The 17,912-nt window shown below is 71.7% G+C and carries 17 protein-coding genes; 7 read left to right on the forward strand and 10 right to left on the reverse strand.

The features are described 5' to 3' along the window. Positions 1–39: 39 nt before the first annotated feature. Both ACQUSR_RS20175 and ACQUSR_RS20180 read left to right on the forward strand, forming a co-directional pair. Positions 40–330 carry a hypothetical protein gene (locus tag ACQUSR_RS20175; protein ID WP_431043978.1) on the forward strand — a complete coding sequence of 97 codons (291 nt, stop codon included), beginning with the start codon at positions 40–42 and terminating at the stop codon, positions 328–330. Next, entirely contained in the window at positions 323–619 is a 297-nt protein-coding gene (locus ACQUSR_RS20180) for a hypothetical protein (protein ID WP_431043979.1), read from the forward strand. Before ACQUSR_RS20175 ends, ACQUSR_RS20180 begins: the two co-directional genes overlap by 8 nt. Positions 620–671: 52 nt before the next feature. Here the strand turns inward: ACQUSR_RS20180 and ACQUSR_RS20185 are convergent, their stop codons facing one another. Further along, positions 672–1,364 carry an esterase/lipase family protein gene (locus tag ACQUSR_RS20185; protein WP_431043980.1) on the reverse strand — a complete coding sequence of 231 codons (693 nt, stop codon included), beginning with the start codon at positions 1,362–1,364 and terminating at the stop codon, positions 672–674. Between the two features lie 299 nt (positions 1,365–1,663). Here ACQUSR_RS20185 and ACQUSR_RS20190 point away from each other — a divergent pair, with 299 nt between their 5' ends. Continuing rightward, the gene (locus ACQUSR_RS20190; protein ID WP_431043981.1) at positions 1,664–2,329 is read left to right on the forward strand and encodes a PH domain-containing protein; all 666 of its coding nucleotides are present in this window, start codon (positions 1,664–1,666) and stop codon (positions 2,327–2,329) included. 72 nt (positions 2,330–2,401) lie between these two features. Here ACQUSR_RS20190 and ACQUSR_RS20195 read toward each other — a convergent pair whose 3' ends face one another. The 4 genes from ACQUSR_RS20195 to ACQUSR_RS20210 all read right to left on the reverse strand — a co-directional run bounded on the left by ACQUSR_RS20195 (position 2,402) and on the right by ACQUSR_RS20210 (position 7,646). Then, positions 2,402–3,787 carry a hypothetical protein gene (locus ACQUSR_RS20195; protein WP_431043982.1) on the reverse strand — a complete coding sequence of 462 codons (1,386 nt, stop codon included), beginning with the start codon at positions 3,785–3,787 and terminating at the stop codon, positions 2,402–2,404. A gap of 457 nt (positions 3,788–4,244) precedes the next feature. Continuing rightward, positions 4,245–5,918 (reverse strand): phospho-sugar mutase, encoded by a 1,674-nt coding sequence (locus ACQUSR_RS20200; protein WP_431043983.1) that lies wholly within the window; start codon positions 5,916–5,918, stop codon positions 4,245–4,247. 197 nt (positions 5,919–6,115) lie between these two features. Next, complete coding sequence (locus ACQUSR_RS20205; RefSeq protein WP_431043984.1) at positions 6,116–6,937, reverse strand: purine-nucleoside phosphorylase; 822 nt, start codon at positions 6,935–6,937, stop codon at positions 6,116–6,118. A 271-nt stretch (positions 6,938–7,208) separates the two neighbouring features. Further along, entirely contained in the window at positions 7,209–7,646 is a 438-nt protein-coding gene (locus ACQUSR_RS20210; RefSeq protein ID WP_431043985.1) for a gamma-glutamylcyclotransferase, read from the reverse strand. Positions 7,647–7,799: 153 nt separating this feature from the next. Here ACQUSR_RS20210 and ACQUSR_RS20215 point away from each other — a divergent pair, with 153 nt between their 5' ends. Continuing rightward, on the forward strand, positions 7,800–9,248 hold the full coding sequence (locus ACQUSR_RS20215; RefSeq protein WP_431043986.1) for an NAD(P)H-quinone dehydrogenase: 1,449 nt from the start codon (positions 7,800–7,802) through the stop codon (positions 9,246–9,248). A gap of 148 nt (positions 9,249–9,396) precedes the next feature. Further along, positions 9,397–10,434 (forward strand): DeoR/GlpR family DNA-binding transcription regulator, encoded by a 1,038-nt coding sequence (locus ACQUSR_RS20220; protein ID WP_431047730.1) that lies wholly within the window; start codon positions 9,397–9,399, stop codon positions 10,432–10,434. Positions 10,435–10,598: 164 nt separating this feature from the next. On the opposite strand, the gene ACQUSR_RS20225 is transcribed toward ACQUSR_RS20220, so the two are convergent. Next, positions 10,599–11,183, reverse strand: a complete 585-nt coding sequence (locus ACQUSR_RS20225; protein WP_431043987.1) for a TetR/AcrR family transcriptional regulator — start codon at positions 11,181–11,183, stop codon at positions 10,599–10,601. A 343-nt stretch (positions 11,184–11,526) separates the two neighbouring features. Here ACQUSR_RS20225 and ACQUSR_RS20230 point away from each other — a divergent pair, with 343 nt between their 5' ends. Then, positions 11,527–12,714 carry an alpha/beta hydrolase gene (locus ACQUSR_RS20230; protein WP_431047732.1) on the forward strand — a complete coding sequence of 396 codons (1,188 nt, stop codon included), beginning with the start codon at positions 11,527–11,529 and terminating at the stop codon, positions 12,712–12,714. Positions 12,715–12,813: 99 nt separating this feature from the next. Here the strand turns inward: ACQUSR_RS20230 and ACQUSR_RS20235 are convergent, their stop codons facing one another. Continuing rightward, the gene (locus ACQUSR_RS20235; RefSeq protein WP_431043988.1) at positions 12,814–14,565 is read right to left on the reverse strand and encodes an acetyl/propionyl/methylcrotonyl-CoA carboxylase subunit alpha; all 1,752 of its coding nucleotides are present in this window, start codon (positions 14,563–14,565) and stop codon (positions 12,814–12,816) included. A 385-nt stretch (positions 14,566–14,950) separates the two neighbouring features. On the opposite strand from ACQUSR_RS20235, the gene ACQUSR_RS20240 reads away from it, so the two are divergent. Then, positions 14,951–15,415, forward strand: coding sequence for a hypothetical protein (locus ACQUSR_RS20240; protein ID WP_431043989.1), 465 nt, complete (start codon positions 14,951–14,953; stop codon positions 15,413–15,415). A 93-nt stretch (positions 15,416–15,508) separates the two neighbouring features. Here ACQUSR_RS20240 and ACQUSR_RS20245 read toward each other — a convergent pair whose 3' ends face one another. From ACQUSR_RS20245 to mmpB, 3 genes are all read right to left on the reverse strand, one after another. Further along, positions 15,509–16,138 carry a Maf family protein gene (locus ACQUSR_RS20245; protein ID WP_431043990.1) on the reverse strand — a complete coding sequence of 210 codons (630 nt, stop codon included), beginning with the start codon at positions 16,136–16,138 and terminating at the stop codon, positions 15,509–15,511. A gap of 18 nt (positions 16,139–16,156) precedes the next feature. After that, positions 16,157–17,620 (reverse strand): peptidoglycan D,D-transpeptidase FtsI family protein, encoded by a 1,464-nt coding sequence (locus ACQUSR_RS20250; RefSeq protein WP_431043991.1) that lies wholly within the window; start codon positions 17,618–17,620, stop codon positions 16,157–16,159. Positions 17,621–17,711: 91 nt separating this feature from the next. Continuing rightward, complete coding sequence (mmpB, locus tag ACQUSR_RS20255) at positions 17,712–17,840, reverse strand: morphogenic membrane protein MmpB (protein ID WP_431043992.1); 129 nt, start codon at positions 17,838–17,840, stop codon at positions 17,712–17,714. Between the last annotated feature and the right edge of the window lie 72 nt (positions 17,841–17,912).

Here is a 17,912-nt window from a genome sequence, read left to right on the forward strand (position 1 = left end):
CAAGACGGCAGACTCGAAGCAGACGGAAGGGGCACGACGATGAGCGCACAGCCGGTCCACCCGCATGAGCCGGACCGCGTCCCGCGCAACGCCGAGGGCATCGCGGCCGCGCTGGACGGCGTGAAGAGGATGGAGTTCTATCGCGAGCTGCTGGCAGCGGCGCCGGAGAAGGCGGAGGCCGTGCTGCGCCGCTGGTGGTGCGAGGCGATGCTCGACACCGACCCGTCCGGCGACCGGCTCACCGAGGCCGCCCTGAACGGGACGCTGCCGACGACCTCTGTCGCCGATGTCATCGCCCACCGCCAGGGAGCGGGGCTGCCCGTTGAGTGAGCCCTACGACGAGGAACCCGAGGGCTGGCCATGTGTGCTGTCCGAAGAGGCCTCCGAACTGTTGAAGGACCCGGCGCTGCCCGGTGACGTGTTCAGCGCGATCGCGGCCGCCACGGTGGCTATCAACGAGACCCGTGGCATGGTGCCGGGCAGCACCGCTTCGGGGAAGTGGCCTCAGCAGCGGCGTATGCCACTCGGCGCGGACGGCGCGCTCGGCGTCGCGGAGTACGTCGTCGTCGCCGACGCCGACTCGCCACACATCGTGCTGACCCGCATCCAGCTCTACTGACTCGCGTGTCGGGCGACGCCGGCCGCAACCGTCGACGGGGCTGACGGTTCCGTCAGGAGCCGAACAGTGCGACCACCTCGGCTTGGACCGTCGGGTCGTTAAGGGTGCCTACGTGGTCGGGGCAGCGCTTGGTCCAGTGGTTGGCGGCGCCCTTCAGGCGGGCTGATGTGATGGGGACGATGACGGTGTCGCAGCGTGATACCCACGTGGCGTACGCCGTGGTCCTGCCCGGGGTTTCGTCGTCCGCGTTGAGCTGTGTCAGGAACGTCGAGGTCGGTGCCATCTGCGGGCAGGCCGGATCGGTGGTGGTCAGGCCGCACAGGTAGGCCGTCACCGTGCCGTGGTTGACGCCCGCGATGCCGGCGAAGTGGGCCACCTTGTCCGTGCCGCCGAGGTTCTTCAGGTAGTAGCGCGCGCTGAGGCTGCCCATGGAGTAGCCGATCAGGTCCACCCTGGACCTTCCGGTGTTGGTGAGGGCGGTGTTCACGAGTGCGGCCAACTGCCGTGCGGTGACCTCGTTGGTCTGCGTGTCCGGGTAGTCGAGTGCGTAGAGGTCGCTGGGGCGGTAGCCGGCATTGAGGAAGGTCCGGCGGAATGCCGCGAAGTCGTCGGCCGAGCCCTGGTAGCCGTGGACGAACACGACGGGGTTGCGGGGCGCGGCGGCCGATGCGGGCTGTGGGGTGGCGAGGAGGCCCACGGCCGGGGTGCAGGCCAGGGTCACGAGGAGGGGGAGGGTGCGGCTCATGGTCGTGCTCCTTGCGGCGGTGCCGATGTGCACATCTTTCAGCGGCCGGTGAGGGACGGCCCTTTTTCAGGGTCCATTCGGCTGTGGCTCGCGCGGGAGGGCGCTGGAGCGGCGCCTTGATGTCGTATGGGTGCAATGGGGGCGTGGCGCGGTACGCGGCTTCTGTCCCAGGGGTCTCTTACCCGCCTCGTCCGGCGCCTGAGAGCCGATGGCCGGGCGAAGCCCTTCCGTGCGGCGGCCGGTGAGTCGATGCCGTACTGCAACGTCCGTGGCCTGGGACCTCAGGCAGAATCGGGCCCATGACGAGCCCGGACGACGATCACTCCTCCTCCGCACCCCGCGAGCCCGAGCCGCCCGAGGAGCCGCAGTACGCCGACCGCGTCTTCCGCTCCTCCGGCGGGATCGTTGGCGGTGTGCTGCTGCTGGCGCTGGGGGCGTGGCTCGGCGGGGACGCGCTGGTCCGGGGCGAGGGGCGTACGCCGTGGCTGGCGCTGGCCGGGCTGCTGTGCCTGGTGCCGGTGGTGGTGGCGTTCACGCTGCGGCCCGCCGTGTTCGCGGGCGCGGACCGGCTCCGGGTGCGGAACCCGTTCCGTACGATCACGCTGCCCTGGAGCTGCGTGGAAGGCGTACGCGCCGGGTACAGCAGCGAGGTGCTGGCCGGCGGTGCCACGTACCAGCTCTGGGCGATCCCCGTCTCGCTGCGCCAGCGCAAGCGCGCCGCGCGGCAGCAGTCGCGGGCGGCGGCTGAGGACCCCTTCGGGCGTACCTCCGCGCACACCCGCGGTGGGGACGTCGAGCTGCGCGCCCCTGCCGACCAGATCATCGATGACCTGCGGGAGCTGGCCGAGGACAACGCCTCGCGGGAGGCCGCACAGGGCGAGCCGGAGGTCCGTTGGGCGTTCGAGGTCCTCGCTCCGGCGGTGGCGGGGGCGGTGCTGCTGGCTGTGCTGTTCCTGGTGGGCTGAGCGGGCGGCGTACGGGCGGGTTCGGCGGGTTCTCCCGGTCCGTCGTCGCCGGTGATGGTGATGGCGCGTCTGTCATGGCGCGCTGGGCCAGACCAGGGCCATGTACGCGCCGAAGTACGCCGATGACAGCGCCGCTCCGCCCAGCACCAGCACCTTGGTACGGCGCGTGGCCCCCGCGACCGCGGCCGCGATGGGCAGCAGGAGCGGGAAGGCGGGCAGCAGGAACCGGGCTCGTGGGAAGTACACGCCGCCGCTGCCCAGCACTATCGCCAGCAGTACCCCGGTGAACACCAGCAGCGGCAGCGGCTGCCGGTCGGCCAGGCACAGGGCGTACAGGACCACGGCGGCTATCAGCGTCACCGAGACCACGACCAGGAACAGCTGGGGGTGGGACTGGTAGACCAGGTTGCCGCGTATGTCCCGCAGGGTGCGTATGCCCCAGTCGAGTTCGTTGGTCCAGGTCTTCTGGACCGCGAAGTAGCCGTCCCAGCGGCCGAGTCGGTGGCCCACCCACGCGAGGTAGCCGAGCCAGCCGAGTGGGGCGAGGGCCGCGCCCAGGATGACGCGCAGGCGTGTCCCGCCGGTGTCGCACGGCCAGGCGCACGGCCGGGCGCACGGCTGGGCGTACGGCCGGGCCGGGGCCCGGGGCCGGTCCGCCGCTACGGCGGGCTGGGCCGCGCGGCGGCCGAGTGAGGGCCCGGCCGCGTCTGGGCCCGCGTGCCTGCGCGCCCACATCGGCATCGCGTCCGGGTCCGCGTGCCTGCGCGCCCACAGCGCGGCCACCGCGCTGACCATGACCGCCGCCGCCACCGCCACCCCCGTGGGCCGGGTGAGTCCCGCCAGCAGCGACAGCGACCCGGCCCACACCCACCGGCCGGTCAGCACCGCCCACAGCGACCATGCCGTCAGCGCGGTGAACAGGGACTCGGTGTAGCCCATCGATTGGACGAGGGCGACCGGCGTCGCGCCCCACAGCACGGCGAGGAGTATCCCCACCCTGCGCCCGTGCAAGTGGTCGCCGACCGCGAAGACGCCCCATGCCGCCACCAGCGACGCGGCGAGGGACAGGAGGAGGCCGATCGTGGCGCGGGAGCCGGGGGTGACTCCGGCGACGGCCTTGACCAGCACCGGGTAGAGGGGGAAGAACGCCAGGTTGCATGTGTCGCGGGCGCCGGTCAGGACGTGGTCGTAGCCGTGATCGGCTATCCCCAGGTACCACCTGGAGTCCCACTGGTGCGCGAGCTGCGGCCACAGCCCGTGGCCCTTGGCGTGCGCCCAGCGGGCGAGGACGACGATGCCCAGCAGCCGCACGGCCGCGTAACCGAGCAGCGCGGGCGCGGCCCGGCGCAGCTCACGGTGGAATCGCGGGAGCGGCCCGGCGGCCGGTGCGGTGCCGGGTGGCGCGGCGGCGGGGACGTCCTGCGCGGCCGAGGTCTCAGGGGATGCGTAGGGGAGCACAGCAGCAACTCCTGTGGCGGGGGCCTGGAGTCCCAGCGTCTCCGGAGAGGGAAGCCGCCGCGCCGGGGAGCTGCTGCACGTGCAGTACGAGATGCACTCTTCCGTGGGCGTGGGCGTGGGCGTGGGCGGCGGTGTGCGGTGGCCGGGGCGGCGGGTGCGGTGGGATTCCCCTAACCCGCCCCTTCCCGAAACTGGGGCTGCGCCCCAGGCCCCCCGGGCGAGGCTGGGCCTCAGGCTTCCCGGGCACGGCTGCGCCTCCAGGCGCCTCGGCCGGACTGCGCCCCCACGCTCCCGGACCGGGCTGTGCGCCCCAGGCCCGGGACGGGCCGCGCCCCAGGCTCTGGGGCGGGGCTGTGTCGCCCACCGAAGCCCGGGATCCGCCGGCCCTCACCACATCGGGGCTCCGCTCCAGACCGACGGGTCTGGAGCGGAGCCCCGATGCCGGTGGCTGTGCCGGTCAGATGCCCGCGGCCGTCGCCAGGTCCGTCTTCAGCGCGGCCAGGACGCGGTCGGCCGTCGTGCGGGCCGACTCCAGGGCCTCGGCCGACGGGACGCCGACCACGACCTCCAGGTAGCACTTCAGCTTCGGCTCGGTGCCGCTCGGGCGGACCACGACGCGGGCGGACCGTACGCCGTCAGCACCCGTGCCGGAGAGCCGGTAGCGCAGGCCGTCCGTCGGCGGCAGCGTCTCCGTGCCCTGGGTCAGGTCGTCGGCGGAGTCGACCGTGAGCCCGGCCAGCTCCGTCGGCGGCTGCTCGCGCAGCCGCCGCATCGCGGCCCCGATCAGCGACAGGTCATCCACCCGGACGGACAACTGGTCGGTCGCGTGCAGGCCGTGCTCCAGCGCGATCTCGTCCAGCAGGTCGGTCAGCGTGCGGCCCTCCGCCTTGAGGACGGCGGCCAGCTCGGCGACGAGCAGCGCGGCGGTGATGCCGTCCTTGTCGCGGACCCCGGCCGGGTCGACGCAGTAGCCGAGCGCCTCCTCGTAGGCGTAGGCCAGCCCGTCGACGCGCGCCAGCCACTTGAAACCGGTCAGCGTCTCCTCGTACGGGGCGTCGGCGGCGGCCGCGATCCGGGACAGCAGCGAGGACGACACGATCGTCGTCGTGAACGTGCCGCGGGCGCCCTTGCGGGCCAGATGCGTGGCCAGCAGCGCGCCGACCTCGTCACCGCGCAGCATCCGCCAGCCGGACTCGGCCGCCGGGTCCGGGACCGCCACGGCGCAGCGGTCGGCGTCCGGGTCGTTGGCGATGACGATGTCGGGGCCGGCCGCGCGCGCCGTCGCGAACGCCAGGTCCATGGCGCCCGGCTCCTCCGGGTTGGGGAAGGCGACGGTGGGGAAGTCCGGGTCCGGGTCCGCCTGCTCGGCGACCACGGTGGGCGCCGGGAAGCCGGCCCGTTCGAACGCGGCGGTCAGAGTGGTACGGCCGACGCCGTGCATCGGGGTGTAGACGACGTCGACCGCGCGCGGCGAGCCGGGGGTCAGTACCGCGTCCGTACGGGCCAGGTACGCGGCCACGACCTCGTCGCCCAGCGTCTCCCAGCCGTCGGCCGGGCGCGGGACGTCGTCCAGCGAGGCGACGGCCGCGATCTCGGCCGCGATCTCGCCGTCGGCGGGCGGCACGATCTGGGAGCCGTCGCCGAGGTAGACCTTGTAGCCGTTGTCGCGCGGCGGGTTGTGGCTCGCGGTGACCTCGACGCCCGCGACCGCGCCGAGGTGCCGGATGGCGAAGGCGAGGACGGGGGTGGGCAGCGGGCCGGGGAGCAGCGCGGCCCGCAGTCCGGCGCCGGTCATCACGGCGGCGGTGTCGCGGGCGAAGTCGGCGCTCTTGTAGCGGGCGTCGTAGCCGATGACCACGAGGCCGCCGGTGTGGCCCTGCGCGTTCAGGTACGCGGCGAGGCCCGCGGCGGCGCGGATCACGACGGAGCGGTTCATCCGCATCGGGCCCGCGCCCAGTTCGCCGCGGAGTCCGGCGGTGCCGAACTGGAGGGTGCCGGAGAACCGGGCGCCGATCTCGTCCACGTCCGCGGCGTCGAGCAGCTTGGCGAGCTCGGCGCGGGTGTCGGGGTCGGGGTCCTCGGCCAGCCAGGCGCGGGCGCGGGCGATGAGTGCGGACTCTGCGGACTCCACGGGTGCTCCTCCGGAGGGGTCGGTCGGTGGTGTCGGGTCGATCATGTCGCGGTGGTGCCGATGGATACGGGCGTACAGGTACCCGGAACCGGGGTTGCCCCTGCGGGGCAGCCCCGACCCACGCACGGACGCGGGCGCCCCGGCCACCGGCCGCGGACGCCCGCGTACACGAGCAATACGGTGCCCCGCCGGGAGGCCTAGAGCCGGTCCAGGACCTGCGCCAGCAGGCTGCCCATCCGGGCGGCGGAGTCGCGGCCGGCCTGGAGCACTTCCTCGTGGTTGAGGGGCTCGCCGGTCATGCCCGCGGCCAGGTTCGTGACCAGCGAGATGCCCAGGACCTCGGCGCCCGCCTCGCGGGCCGCGATGGCCTCCAGGGTCGTGGACATGCCGACCAGGTCCGCACCCAGGGTGCGGGCCATGTGGATCTCCGCCGGGGTCTCGTAGTGCGGGCCGGGGAACTGGAGGTAGACGCCCTCCTCCAGCGACGGGTCGACCTCCTTGCACAGCGCGCGCAGACGCGGCGAGTACAGGTCGGTGAGGTCGACGAAGTTCGCGCCGACGATCGGGGAGGTGGCGGTCATGTTGATGTGGTCGCTGATCAGCACCGGCTGGCCGGGGCGCATGCCCTCGCGGAGGCCGCCGCACCCGTTGGTCAGCACGATGGTCTTGCAGCCCGCGGCGGCGGCGGTGCGGACACCGTGCGCGACCGAGGCCACACCGCGGCCCTCGTAGAAGTGGGTGCGGCCCAGGAAGACCAGGACGCGCTTGTCATTGATCTTGTACGAGCGGATCGTGCCCGCGTGGCCCGCGACGGCCGGCGGCGGGAAGCCCGGCAGTTCGGTGACCGGGAACTCGTGCTCCGGCGCGCCGAGAGCGTCCGTGGCGGGGACCCAGCCGGAGCCCATAACGAGGGCCACGTCGTGGGTCTCGGCACCGGTGAGCTCACGCAGTCGCGCGGCAGCGGCGTCGGCGGCGGCGTAGGGGTCGCCCTGGATGTCCGAAGTAACTGATGCGTTCACGCGGACGAGGGTAACCGCTAAACGCCTACGCGCGTAGACGCACCGGAAAGCGGTGTTCGGATCGTTGTGTTCCGACAGACCGCGGACCGTTGTGTTCGGATGTTCGGACCGTTGCGTCCGCGTGGTCCAGGTGTTCCAGCGCGTTCGGACCCACGTGTTCCGGCGCGTTCGTGGTCCAGTGCGTTCCCGCACGTGCGTGGTCCAGGTCGTCCAGGCTTTCCGGGCCGTTCGGGGTCCCGGCGCGTTCCCGCGCGTTCCGCGCCGAAGGCGCTCAGCAGGGCCGCTTGCGCAGTTCCATCACGTAGTCGTGCGGCGCGCCCGCCGACTCCGCCGCGTCCGCGATCTCCCCGAGGTAGCGGGCCGAGGGCAGTCCGCCCTCGTAGCCGTTGAGGACGTAGACCCACGCCGCCTCGTCGCCGTCGAGGGTGTGCACGCGGACCCGCATGCGGCGGTATATGTCGAGTCCGACGCCCTCCCACCGGTCCATGGACTCCTCGTCCATCGGCGCGATGTCGTAGAGCGCGACGAAGACCTGCGACCGGGGGGCCTCCACGATGGTGGCCAGCGCCCCCTCCCAGCCCATCTGCTCGCCGCCGAAGGTCAGCCGCCAGCCGGAGAGCCATCCGGTGCCGCGCAGCGGAGAGTGCGGTGCGCGGCGGGACATCAGCCGCGCGTCGAGGTTGCCGGCGTACGCGGCGTAGAGCGACATGACTTCGAGGGTACGGGAGTGCGGCGCGATGGCCTCTGAGGTGGCAGTCTCGTAGAGAGATTCATACGACATACGGATGGAATACGGGCGGGTGCGCGCGGGGGAGCCGCTACCGAGGGCCCCGGGCGGAGTGGTTTTGATGGGTGCGGGACAATGGAACATGTGACTCGGATCGTGATCATCGGTGGCGGACCCGGCGGCTACGAGGCGGCACTGGTGGCCGCCCAGCTCGGCGCGGAGGTGACCGTCGTCGACTGCGACGGTCTGGGCGGGGCATCGGTGCTCACGGACTGCGTGCCGTCGAAGACACTGATCGCCACCGCCGAGGTCATGACGACCTTCGACTCTTCGTACGAGGAGTTGGGGATCATCGTCGCCGATGACACCCCGCCGCTGGAGCAGGCGGCCCGCGTCGTCGGCGTCGACCTGGGCAAGGTCAACCGCCGCGTGAAGCGCCTCGCACTCGCCCAGTCGCACGACATCACCGCCTCGGTCACCCGCGCGGGCGGCCGGGTGATGCGCGGTCGCGGTCGGCTGGCCCCTGGTCAGGCCCCGGACGGCTCCCGCCAGGTCGTCGTGCGGGTCGCCGACGGGACCGAGGAGACCCTGACCGCGGACGCAGTGCTGATCGCCACCGGCGCCCACCCGCGGGAGATCCCGGACGCGCTGCCGGACGGCGAGCGGATCCTGAACTGGACCCAGGTCTACGACCTGGACGAGCTGCCCGAAGAGCTGATCGTGGTCGGCTCGGGTGTCACCGGCGCCGAGTTCGCGGGCGCGTACCAGGCGCTCGGCTCCAAGGTGACGCTGGTCTCCAGCCGCGACCGGGTGCTGCCGGGCGAGGACCCGGACGCGGCCGCAGTGCTGGAGGACGTCTTCCGGCGGCGTGGGATGAACGTCATGGGACGGTCCCGGGCGCAGTCCGCCAAGAGGGTGGGCGACCGGGTCGAGGTCACGCTGGCCGACGGGCGGGTCATCACCGGCTCCCACTGCCTGATGGCGGTCGGCTCCATCCCCAACACCGCGGGCATCGGCCTGGAGGAGGCCGGGGTCCGGCTGCACGAGTCCGGGCACATCTCAACCGACAAGGTCTCGCGCACCAGCGCGCCCGGCGTGTACGCGGCGGGCGACTGCACCGGCGTCTTCGCGCTGGCGTCGGTGGCGGCGATGCAGGGCCGGATCGCGATGTACCACTTCCTCGGCGACGCGGTCGCGCCGCTGAACCTCAAGACGGTCTCGGCGAACGTGTTCACCGACCCGGAGATCGCCACCGTCGGCTACTCCCAGGCGGACGTGGACGCGGGCAAGATCGACGCCCGGGTGGTGAAGCTGCCGCTGCTGCGCAACCCGCGCGCCAAGATGCAGGGCATCCGGGACGGCTTCGTGAAGATCTTCTGCCGCCCGGGTACGGGGATCGTGGTCGGCGGCGTCGTGGTCGCCCCGCGCGCGAGCGAGCTGATCCACCCCATCTCCCTGGCGGTCGACAACAACCTGACCGTCGAGCAGATCGCCAACGCCTTCACGGTGTACCCGTCGCTGTCCGGCTCCATCGCCGAGGTGGCGCGGCAGCTGCACACGCGGAAGACACAGCGCGAAGCCTGATCGGAACCGAGAGGCATCCCCTATACCATCTGGCGGGGTCGCAGCCGATCAACTTCCGATATTTGCTGCAAGGCGCTGAAACAAGACGGTCGTTGGCGTTACTGTCAGTTTCGTGTTCGCTGCAGAACGTCGCCAATTGATCCTTGAAATGGTGCGCGCGAACGGAGCGGTGTCGCTCCGCGAGCTCGCCCGCGTCGTCCAGACCTCAGAAGTGACCGTACGGCGGGACGTGCGGGCGCTGGAGGCAGAAGGGCTGCTCGATCGCCGGCACGGCGGTGCGGTACTGCCTGGAGGGTTCACCAGGGAGTCCGGCTTCCCGCAGAAATCCCACCTAGCGACCGCGGAGAAGACGGCCATCGCCGACCTCGCGGCCGGTCTCGTCGAGGAGGGCGAGGCCGTCGTGGTCGGCGCCGGGACGACGACGCAGGAGCTGGCCCGCAGGCTCGCGCGCGTCCCCGGCCTCACCGTGGTCACCAACTCCCTGCTCGTCGCGCAGGCGCTGGCGCATGCCAACCGGGTCGAGGTCGTCATGACCGGCGGCACCCTGCGCGGCTCGAACTACGCGCTGGTCGGCAGCGGAGCCGAACAGTCGCTGCAAGGGCTGCGGGTCTCCCGTGCCTTCCTCTCCGGTAGCGGCCTGACCGCCGAACGCGGGCTGTCCACGTCCAACATGCTGTCGGCGAGCGTCGACCGGGCGCTGGTGCAGGCCGCGGCGGAGGTGGTGGTCCTGGCCGACCACACGAAGCTCGGCACCGACACCATGTTCCAGACGGTGCCCACCGACGTGATCACCCGGCTGGTGACCGACGAGCCGCCCGCGCACGAGGAGCGTGCCGCGACCGAGCTCCAGGCCCTCGCCGACCAGGGGGTGCAGATCACGGTGGCCGGGCCGGGGGCGGGATCCGGCCAGGGGGCCGGTGGTCCGGCCGGCGGCGCCGAAGCGAGCGCGGGCCCGGGGGCGGCCTCGGGTTCCGGGGCGGGGTCGGGCCCGTCGTCGGCGCGGCAGACCGCACGCCTCACCCCCGGGCAGCACCCCCCGGGGCGCGGCACCGATGACGGCATGCCCCTGCCGGGCCCGCGCCGCGGCCACCCGCAGGGGCCGGGCGGCGGATCACAGCTGCGCGGGACGGTGCCGATGGGCGAGGGGGGGCGGGTGGCGGTGTCGCCGCGCGGCGGACGGCCGTGACGCGGTTTCGCCTCGCGGCGGGCGGCCGGGGAAGTGGTGCGGGGGCCGCGTCGTTGCCGTAGTGGAAGCCCGGCTGGGGCTGTTGTTTCGTCGCCGGGTGCGGGCCGGTGGTGGGTTGTGCCCACCCGTTCCGCCCCTGCTGAACGACTGCCCACAACCCACGTCTAACGGGCCTTGAGGCCCGTCAGGGTCAGGGTCAGCAGGCGGTCGGCCAATCCGGGGTCGTCCGGGGACTGTTCCACCGCCAGCGCGATGGCGTTCGTCAGCTGCATCAGATCGGTGATCTCGACGTCCGCCCGCACCGACCCGGCCTGCTGCGCGCGGGCCAGCAGCGCGCTGCCCGCCTCCCGCAGCGGCTCGCTGCACCGGGACAGCTCCGTGCTCTCCCCGGCGGACGCGGAGAGGAACGCCTGCGACAGGCCCCGGTACGTGCTGGCGTGATCGATGATCGCCCGCAGCCAGTCCACCAGCGCGCGGCACGGCTGCGGCGCCCGCGCCAGCTCCCGCGAGCGCGCCATGAGCGCGTCCATCTCGCCGTAGAACACGGCCCCCATCAGGGCCGTGCGATTGGGGAAGTGGCGGTAGAGGGTGCCGATCCCGACGCCCGCCCGGCGCGCGATGTCCTCAAGTGACGCGTCGGTGCCGTGCTCGGCGAAGGCCGTGCGGGCCTCGGCCAGCAGCCGTTCGTAGTTGCGACGCGCGTCCGCGCGCATGGGCCGTGCTGGCGTCTGCGCCGTCTCGGTCGCCATCGCCGGTCCTTCCTTCCTCAGGCCGCCCGTGGGGCTCCGGGCCGTCCTCGGGGCCACGCGGCTCTTGGGGCCGCGCCCGGTGGAACCAGCATGCCACCCCCCGGATGGCCCCGTCTGGGGGCTTCTCCTGGGGGGCACCTCTGGGGGCGCCCCCAGAGGCCGCGCTGGGGGAGAAGTCCGAGGGACGGTGACCGGGCGGTGACCTCCAGGCCAACGGCAGATGCGGGACGGCGAACAGTACGCGAAGTCCTTCCCTCTCCCGCAACGCCGTGCCACGCGACCGCCATCCCCCATGTCGCGTGGCTCGGGGGGCGCGCGGGACGAGAGTGGAGACGACGACATGATGGAACTGACCAGCCGCTCGCTGCTGTACACGGTGATCGCGGTCGCCGTGCTCAGCGTGGGGCTCACGGTCTGGCTGTGGCCGCGCTTCGCCGGGCGGACGATACCCGCCGTGCTCGGCAGACTCGGGTCCATCGCGGTCACCCAGGTGGCGATCGTCACCTCCTTCGCCCTCGCGGTCAACGCGAACTTCCAGTTCTACGGCACCTGGGACGAGTTGCTCGGCAACGACGACACCGCGCCCGCCGCCCTGTCGAAATGGGGTGAGCCGGGCGAGGACGGAAAGCCGGGCGATCTCTCCGGCGGGCTGGTCCAGCCCGCGGGCCCGGAGAAGCTGGACAAGGTCCACGGGCTGCCCAAGGGCCCGCCGGACCGGGTCGGCAAGGTCGAGTCGGTGCGGATCCTCGGGCGCCGCAGCCAGCGGGCGACCCCGGCGTACGTCTACCTGCCGCCGCAGTACTTCCAGCGCCAGTACGACCGGCAGCGGTTCCCCGTCATCGTCGCTATCAGCGGCTACCCCGGCGGATCGTTCCTGCTCGCACAGCACCTGCGCGTGCCGCAGACCGCCGGAAAGCTGATCGGCGAGGGGAAGCTGCCGCCCAGCGTCATCGTGATGATCCGGCCCACGATCGCCCCGCCGCGCGACACCCAGTGCGTCGACGTCCCCGGCGGACCCCAGGCGGAGACCTTCTTCCAGAAGGACCTGCCCGAGGCGCTGAAGGGGCACTACCGCGTGGGCCACGACCCCAGTGCGTGGGGCGCGCTCGGGTACTCCTCCGGCGGCAGCTGCGCACTCCAGCTGACCATGCGTCACCCCGACACGTACACGGCGGCGGCCGCGCTCTCGCCCGACTACCGCGTCACGAACGACCCCACGACCGGGAACCTCTTCGGCAGCGGAGAGTCCCGGCTGCGCCGGATGCGGGAGCACGACCTGCTGTGGCGGCTGAAGCACCTTCCGGCGCCGCAGGTGTCCGTCCTGGTGGCCACCAGCCGCGAGGGCGAGAAGAACTACCCGCAGGCGCGGGAGTTCCTGGACGCGGTCAAGCCGCCGATGCGCGCCGAGTCGATCGTCCTGGACCGGGGGAGCCACAACTTCCGTACGTGGCGGCGGGAACTGCCCGCGTCCCTGGAGTGGATGGGGCGGCAGCTGACGTTCCCGGAGGACGTGACCGACGGGGACGGCTGAGCGTCGGCTCTGTGCCCCTCGGGCACCCCTACGTCACGCCGACGGGCCCCCGGCGAAGATCTCCCGGGGGCCCGTCGGCGTTCGGCGTGTGGTGCCGGTTCAGTCCTTGATCTCGCAGATGACGGCGCCGGAGGTGAGGGACGCGCCGACTTCGGCGGTCAGGCCCTTGATGGTGCCCGCGCGGTGGGCGTTGAGGGGCTGTTCCATCTTCATCGCTTCCAGGACGACTACGAGGTCGCCTTCGCAGACCTGTTGTCCTTCCTCGACCGCGACCTTGACGATGGTGCCCTGCATCGGGGAGGCCAGCGCGTCGCCGGAAGCGGCGGAGCCGGTCTTCTTCGCCGCCTTCCGCTTCGGCTTCCGCGCCCCGCCACCCGCAGGGGTGGAGGCGACGCCCAGGGACGCGGGCAGGGAGACCTCCAGCCGCTTGCCGCCGACCTCGACGACGACCGTCTCACGGCCCGCCTCGTCCTCGGCCTCGGCATCCGCCGGCGCGGCGAACGGCTTGATCTCGTTGACGAACTCGGTCTCGATCCAGCGGGTGTGGACCGTGAACGGGTCGGCGGTGAACGCCGGGTCGACCACCACGGCCTGATGGAACGGGATAGCCGTCGCCATGCCCTCGACCCGGAACTCCGCCAACGCCCGCCCCGCACGCTGCAACGCCTGCTCACGGGTCGCACCGGTCACGATCAGCTTCGCCAGCAGCGAGTCCCACGCCGGACCGATCACACTGCCGGACTCCACCCCCGCGTCCAGACGGACACCGGGACCGGTGGGCGGGGTGAACACGGTGACGGTGCCCGGGGCGGGCAGGAAACCCCGACCCGGGTCCTCACCGTTGATACGGAACTCGAAGCTGTGCCCGCGCACCACCGGGTCGCCGTAACCCAGCTCCTCGCCATCGGCGATACGGAACATCTCCCGCACCAGATCGATACCGGTGACCTCCTCGGTCACCGGATGCTCCACCTGCAGCCGGGTGTTCACCTCAAGGAAAGAGATCGTGCCATCGCTGCCGACCAGGAACTCCACCGTCCCCGCACCCACATACCCGGCCTCCTTCAAGATGGCCTTCGACGCGGCATACAACTCGGCGTTCTGTGCCTCGGACAGGAACGGAGCCGGGGCCTCCTCCACCAGCTTCTGATGACGACGCTGGAGAGAGCAGTCACGGGTGGAGACCACCACCACGTTGCCATGGGCGTCGGCCAGGCACTGGGTCTCCACATGCCGGGGCTTGTCCAGGTAGCGCTCCACGAAGCACTCACCACGGCCGAACGCCGCCACCGCCTCGCGGACCGCCGACTCATACAGCTCAGGAACCTCATCCAGGGTCCGGGCGACCTTCAACCCGCGCCCACCACCACCGAACGCCGCCTTGATCGCGATCGGCAGACCATGCTCGGTCGCGAACGCCACCACCTCATCCGCACCCGAGACCGGATCCGGGGTGCCCGCGACCAGCGGAGCACCCGCGCGCTGCGCGATATGCCTGGCTGCGACCTTGTCACCCAGATCCCGGATCGCCTGCGGCGGCGGACCGATCCAGATCAGACCCGCATCCAGCACCGCCTGCGCGAACTCCGCGTTCTCCGACAAGAACCCATAACCGGGGTGGACCGCGTCCGCACCGGAGTCCTTCGCCGCCTGGAGGACCTTGGCCATGTCCAGATAGCTGGTGGCCGGGGTGTCACCACCCAACGCGTAGGCCTCATCAGCCGCGCGCACATGCACAGCGTCCCGATCCGGATCGGCGTACACGGCAACGCTCGCGATCCCGGCATCCCGGCACGCCCGGGCAACGCGGACAGCGATTTCGCCACGATTGGCGATGAGCACCTTGCGCACGATGGCTCCCTCCTTGAAACAAGCCGAGTTTAGGTACTGGCGACACTCCGCGCCGAGGAGACTCCGGGGGTGAGCTTGACCACACGGAGCGTGAAGGAGCCTCTGGGCGGTCTGCGAAATCCTTTGTCGCTCCACGGTACGCCCGGTTTTCGGGGTCACCGGCGGGCTCGTGGTGTGGCCAAGGTCTCCGCCGCGGCGAGCAGCGCCGGACCGTCTTTCTTTGTGGGATTCCTACGAACAGGGGGCGGAAACTTTGCCGCGTGGACGCGAGTCGCAGTCAGCCGCCGCAGACCCCTTGTCCAGGGGCTTACCCGTTAGTAGCGTGCCGCTGTCGAACGTACTCGGGGTAACGGCCCGGAGTCCGGCAGGGGAAGGGGTGGACAGGGTGGGTGCTACGGCGCGTAGGCCGGTGGCCGCGGCGGCGGCAGTGGTACTGATCGTGGAAGCGGTCGGCATCGCCCTGCTCAACTGGATCCTCGGGCTGGTGGTCGACCGTCAGAAGATGTCCATGGGCGGCATGGACCCCGACGCGATGTCCGTCGGCACCTGGGCCATGGGCGGTGTCTTCGGCCTCTATCTGCTGTTCTGCGGGCTGGTGCTGCTGCGCGCGGCGCTCCGCGACCGCGGCCCCGGCCGGTTCGCCCGCATCCTGCTCATCGTCTGCGCGGTGGTGCACGGGCTGCTCGGCGCGTTGACGGTCGGTCTGGTCGGCTGGGTGGCGTTCGCGGGTCTGATGGTGGTGCTGGGGCTGATCGTGCTGACGCTGATGGCGTACGACGATGCCTCCGGCGAGGTTGCGGACCGGGGCGCCCTGGACCCCGCCGGTGACCCGGACCCGGGTCTGGCGTGAATCCGGCCGCCGGAGTCAGTCCCCTGTCCTGCCCCTTCCCTTCCCCAGCTAACGCTGGGAGGTGCCCCCAGGGCTCCGCCCCAGACCCGGTCCTCAATCGCCGGACGGGCTGGATTTTTCGGGCGTCCACAGGTCCGTGATGGACACGTCCAGTTCGGCCAGCAGGCGGCGCAGCAGCGGCAGCGACAGGCCGATCACGTTGCCGTGGTCGCCATCGATGCCGTCGATGAACGGTGCCGACCGGCCGTCGAGGGTGAACGCGCCCGCCACGTACAGCGGTTCACCGCTGGCCACGTACGCCGCGATCTCGGCGTCGGTCGGCTCGCCGAAGCGGACCGTGGTGGAGGCTGTCGCGGAGGTCCGCCGTCCGCTGGCTGTGTCGATCACGCAGTGCCCGGTGCGCAGCACCCCGGAGCGGCCGCGCATCGCCTTCCAGCGGGCGGTGGCGTCCTCCTCGTCGGCGGGCTTGCCGAGCGCCTGGCCGTCCAGGTCCAGCACGGAGTCGCAGCCGATGACCAGCGCGCCCGCCGCCGCGGGCTGGGCCGCCACCGCGGCGGCCTTGGCCTCGGCGAGCAGCCGCGCCAGCTCGGCGGGTGAGTGGGCGTCGAGGGCGTCCTCGTCCACCCCGCTGACGATCACCTCGGGGTCGAGCCCCGCCTGCCGCAGCAGGCCCAGCCGGGCGGGGGAGGCGGAGGCGAGGACGACGGTGCGGGGGTCAGCCATGCGGCCCAGCGTAACGGCTCACTTCTTGAGGACCGCCTGCATGACCTTCTTGGCGATGGGGCCTGCCAGCCCGCCGCCGGAGATCTGGTCGCGGGGGATGCTGTCATCGGGGTCGATCATCACCGCGACGGCGACCGGTGAGCCGTCGCCCTGCTTGGCGTAGGAGATGAACCAGGCCAGCGGCGGGAGGTTGTTGTTCACACCGCGCTGGGCGGTGCCGGTCTTGGCGCCGACGGTGACACCGGAGATCCGGCCGGGGCGGCCGGTGCCCTTCTCTGCGGTGTCCTCCATCATCTTCTGGACCTTCTTCGCGGTGTCCTCGGAGACCGCCTCGGACATCTCCTTCGGCTCGAACTTCTCCAGCGTGTCCAGGTCGGGATCGCGCAGCCGGTCGACCATGTAGGGCTTCATCAGCTTGCCGTCGTTGGCGATGGCGGCGGTCATCATCGCGATCTGCAGCGGGGTGGCGCGGACGCTGGACTGGCCGATGCCGGACATCGCGGTCTGCGGCCGGTCCATCTTGTCGGGGAAGACGCTCTCGACGGCGCGGGTGGGGGTGTCGACCTTGGGGTTGTTGAAGCCGAACTTCTCGGCCGTCTCGCGCATGTCGTCCTTGCCGAGGTCGGAGCTGACCTTGCCGTAGACGTTGTTGCAGGAGTGCTGCATGGCCACGTTGAGGGAGGCGTTCTTGCAGGGCGCGGTCGGGCTGTGGTTCGGCAGGGGCACCCTGGTGTCCGGCATGGTCCACGGGTCCGGGGACCTCGTCGGCGCGTCGATGTCCTTGTACAGCCCGTGTTCCAGAGCCGCGGCGGCGGTGATGACCTTGAAGGTGGAGCCGGGCGCGTAGGTCAGCTTGAGCGCGCGGTTGTCCATCGGCTTGCGCTTGTCCTTCTGGAGCCGGTCCCAGGCATCGCTGTCCTTCTTGGTGGAGCCGGCGAAGACGGACGGGTCGTAGGACGGGGTGGAGGCGAGCGCGAGGATCTTGCCGGTGCTGGGGTCGATGGCGACCACCGCGCCGGTCTTGTCGCCCAGCCCCTCGTAGGCGGCCTTCTGGGCCTTCGGGTCGATGGTGGTCACCACGTCGCCGCCGCGCCGGTCGTCGCCGGTGAACAGGTCGAGGGTGTTCTGCAGGAAGAGCCGGTCGTCGGTGCCGCTGAGCAGCTTGTTGTTGAGCGCTTCCAGGTGGGTGGAGCCGTAGGTCTGGGAGGAGTAGCCGGTGATCGGGGCGTACATCGCGCCGTCCTTGAACGTGCGCTTGTACTTGTAGTACGTGCTGTCGGTCTCCACCGAGCCCGTGATCGGCTGGCCGCCCACGATGATGTTGCCGCGCGGATGGGCGTACGCCGCGATCTTCACGCGGGTGTTCTTCTCATGGTTGGCCAGCTCGTCGGTGCGCTTGAACTGGAGCCAGGTGGTCTGTAGCAGCAGCGCGAGGATCAGCAGACCGCTGAAGACGGCGATGTGGCGTATCGGTCTGTTCATCGGTAGGCGGCTCTCCCCTGTGCCCGGCGGTGGTACTCCTCCCAGGGAAGAGGCGCGAACCGCCCGCGGGGTTGCCCTGGTGTGCTCAAGATCATCCCGCGCTGAGGATCAGCAGCGTGATCAGGACCGCGACGGCCATCACCGCGCCCGCGCGCCGGAGCCTCTCCTGGACCTGGCGCAGCTCCTCGGGCGGCTCATCGGGCGGGTCGGACCACAGCATGCGGACGATCCTGCTCCGGAGACGGCCGTGGCGCCTGAGTACGCGTACTCAGGCGCCACGGCCGGGAAGCAC

It is taken from the genome of Streptomyces sp. P1-3 (assembly GCF_050613155.1).
Lineage (GTDB): Bacteria > Actinomycetota > Actinomycetes > Streptomycetales > Streptomycetaceae > Streptomyces.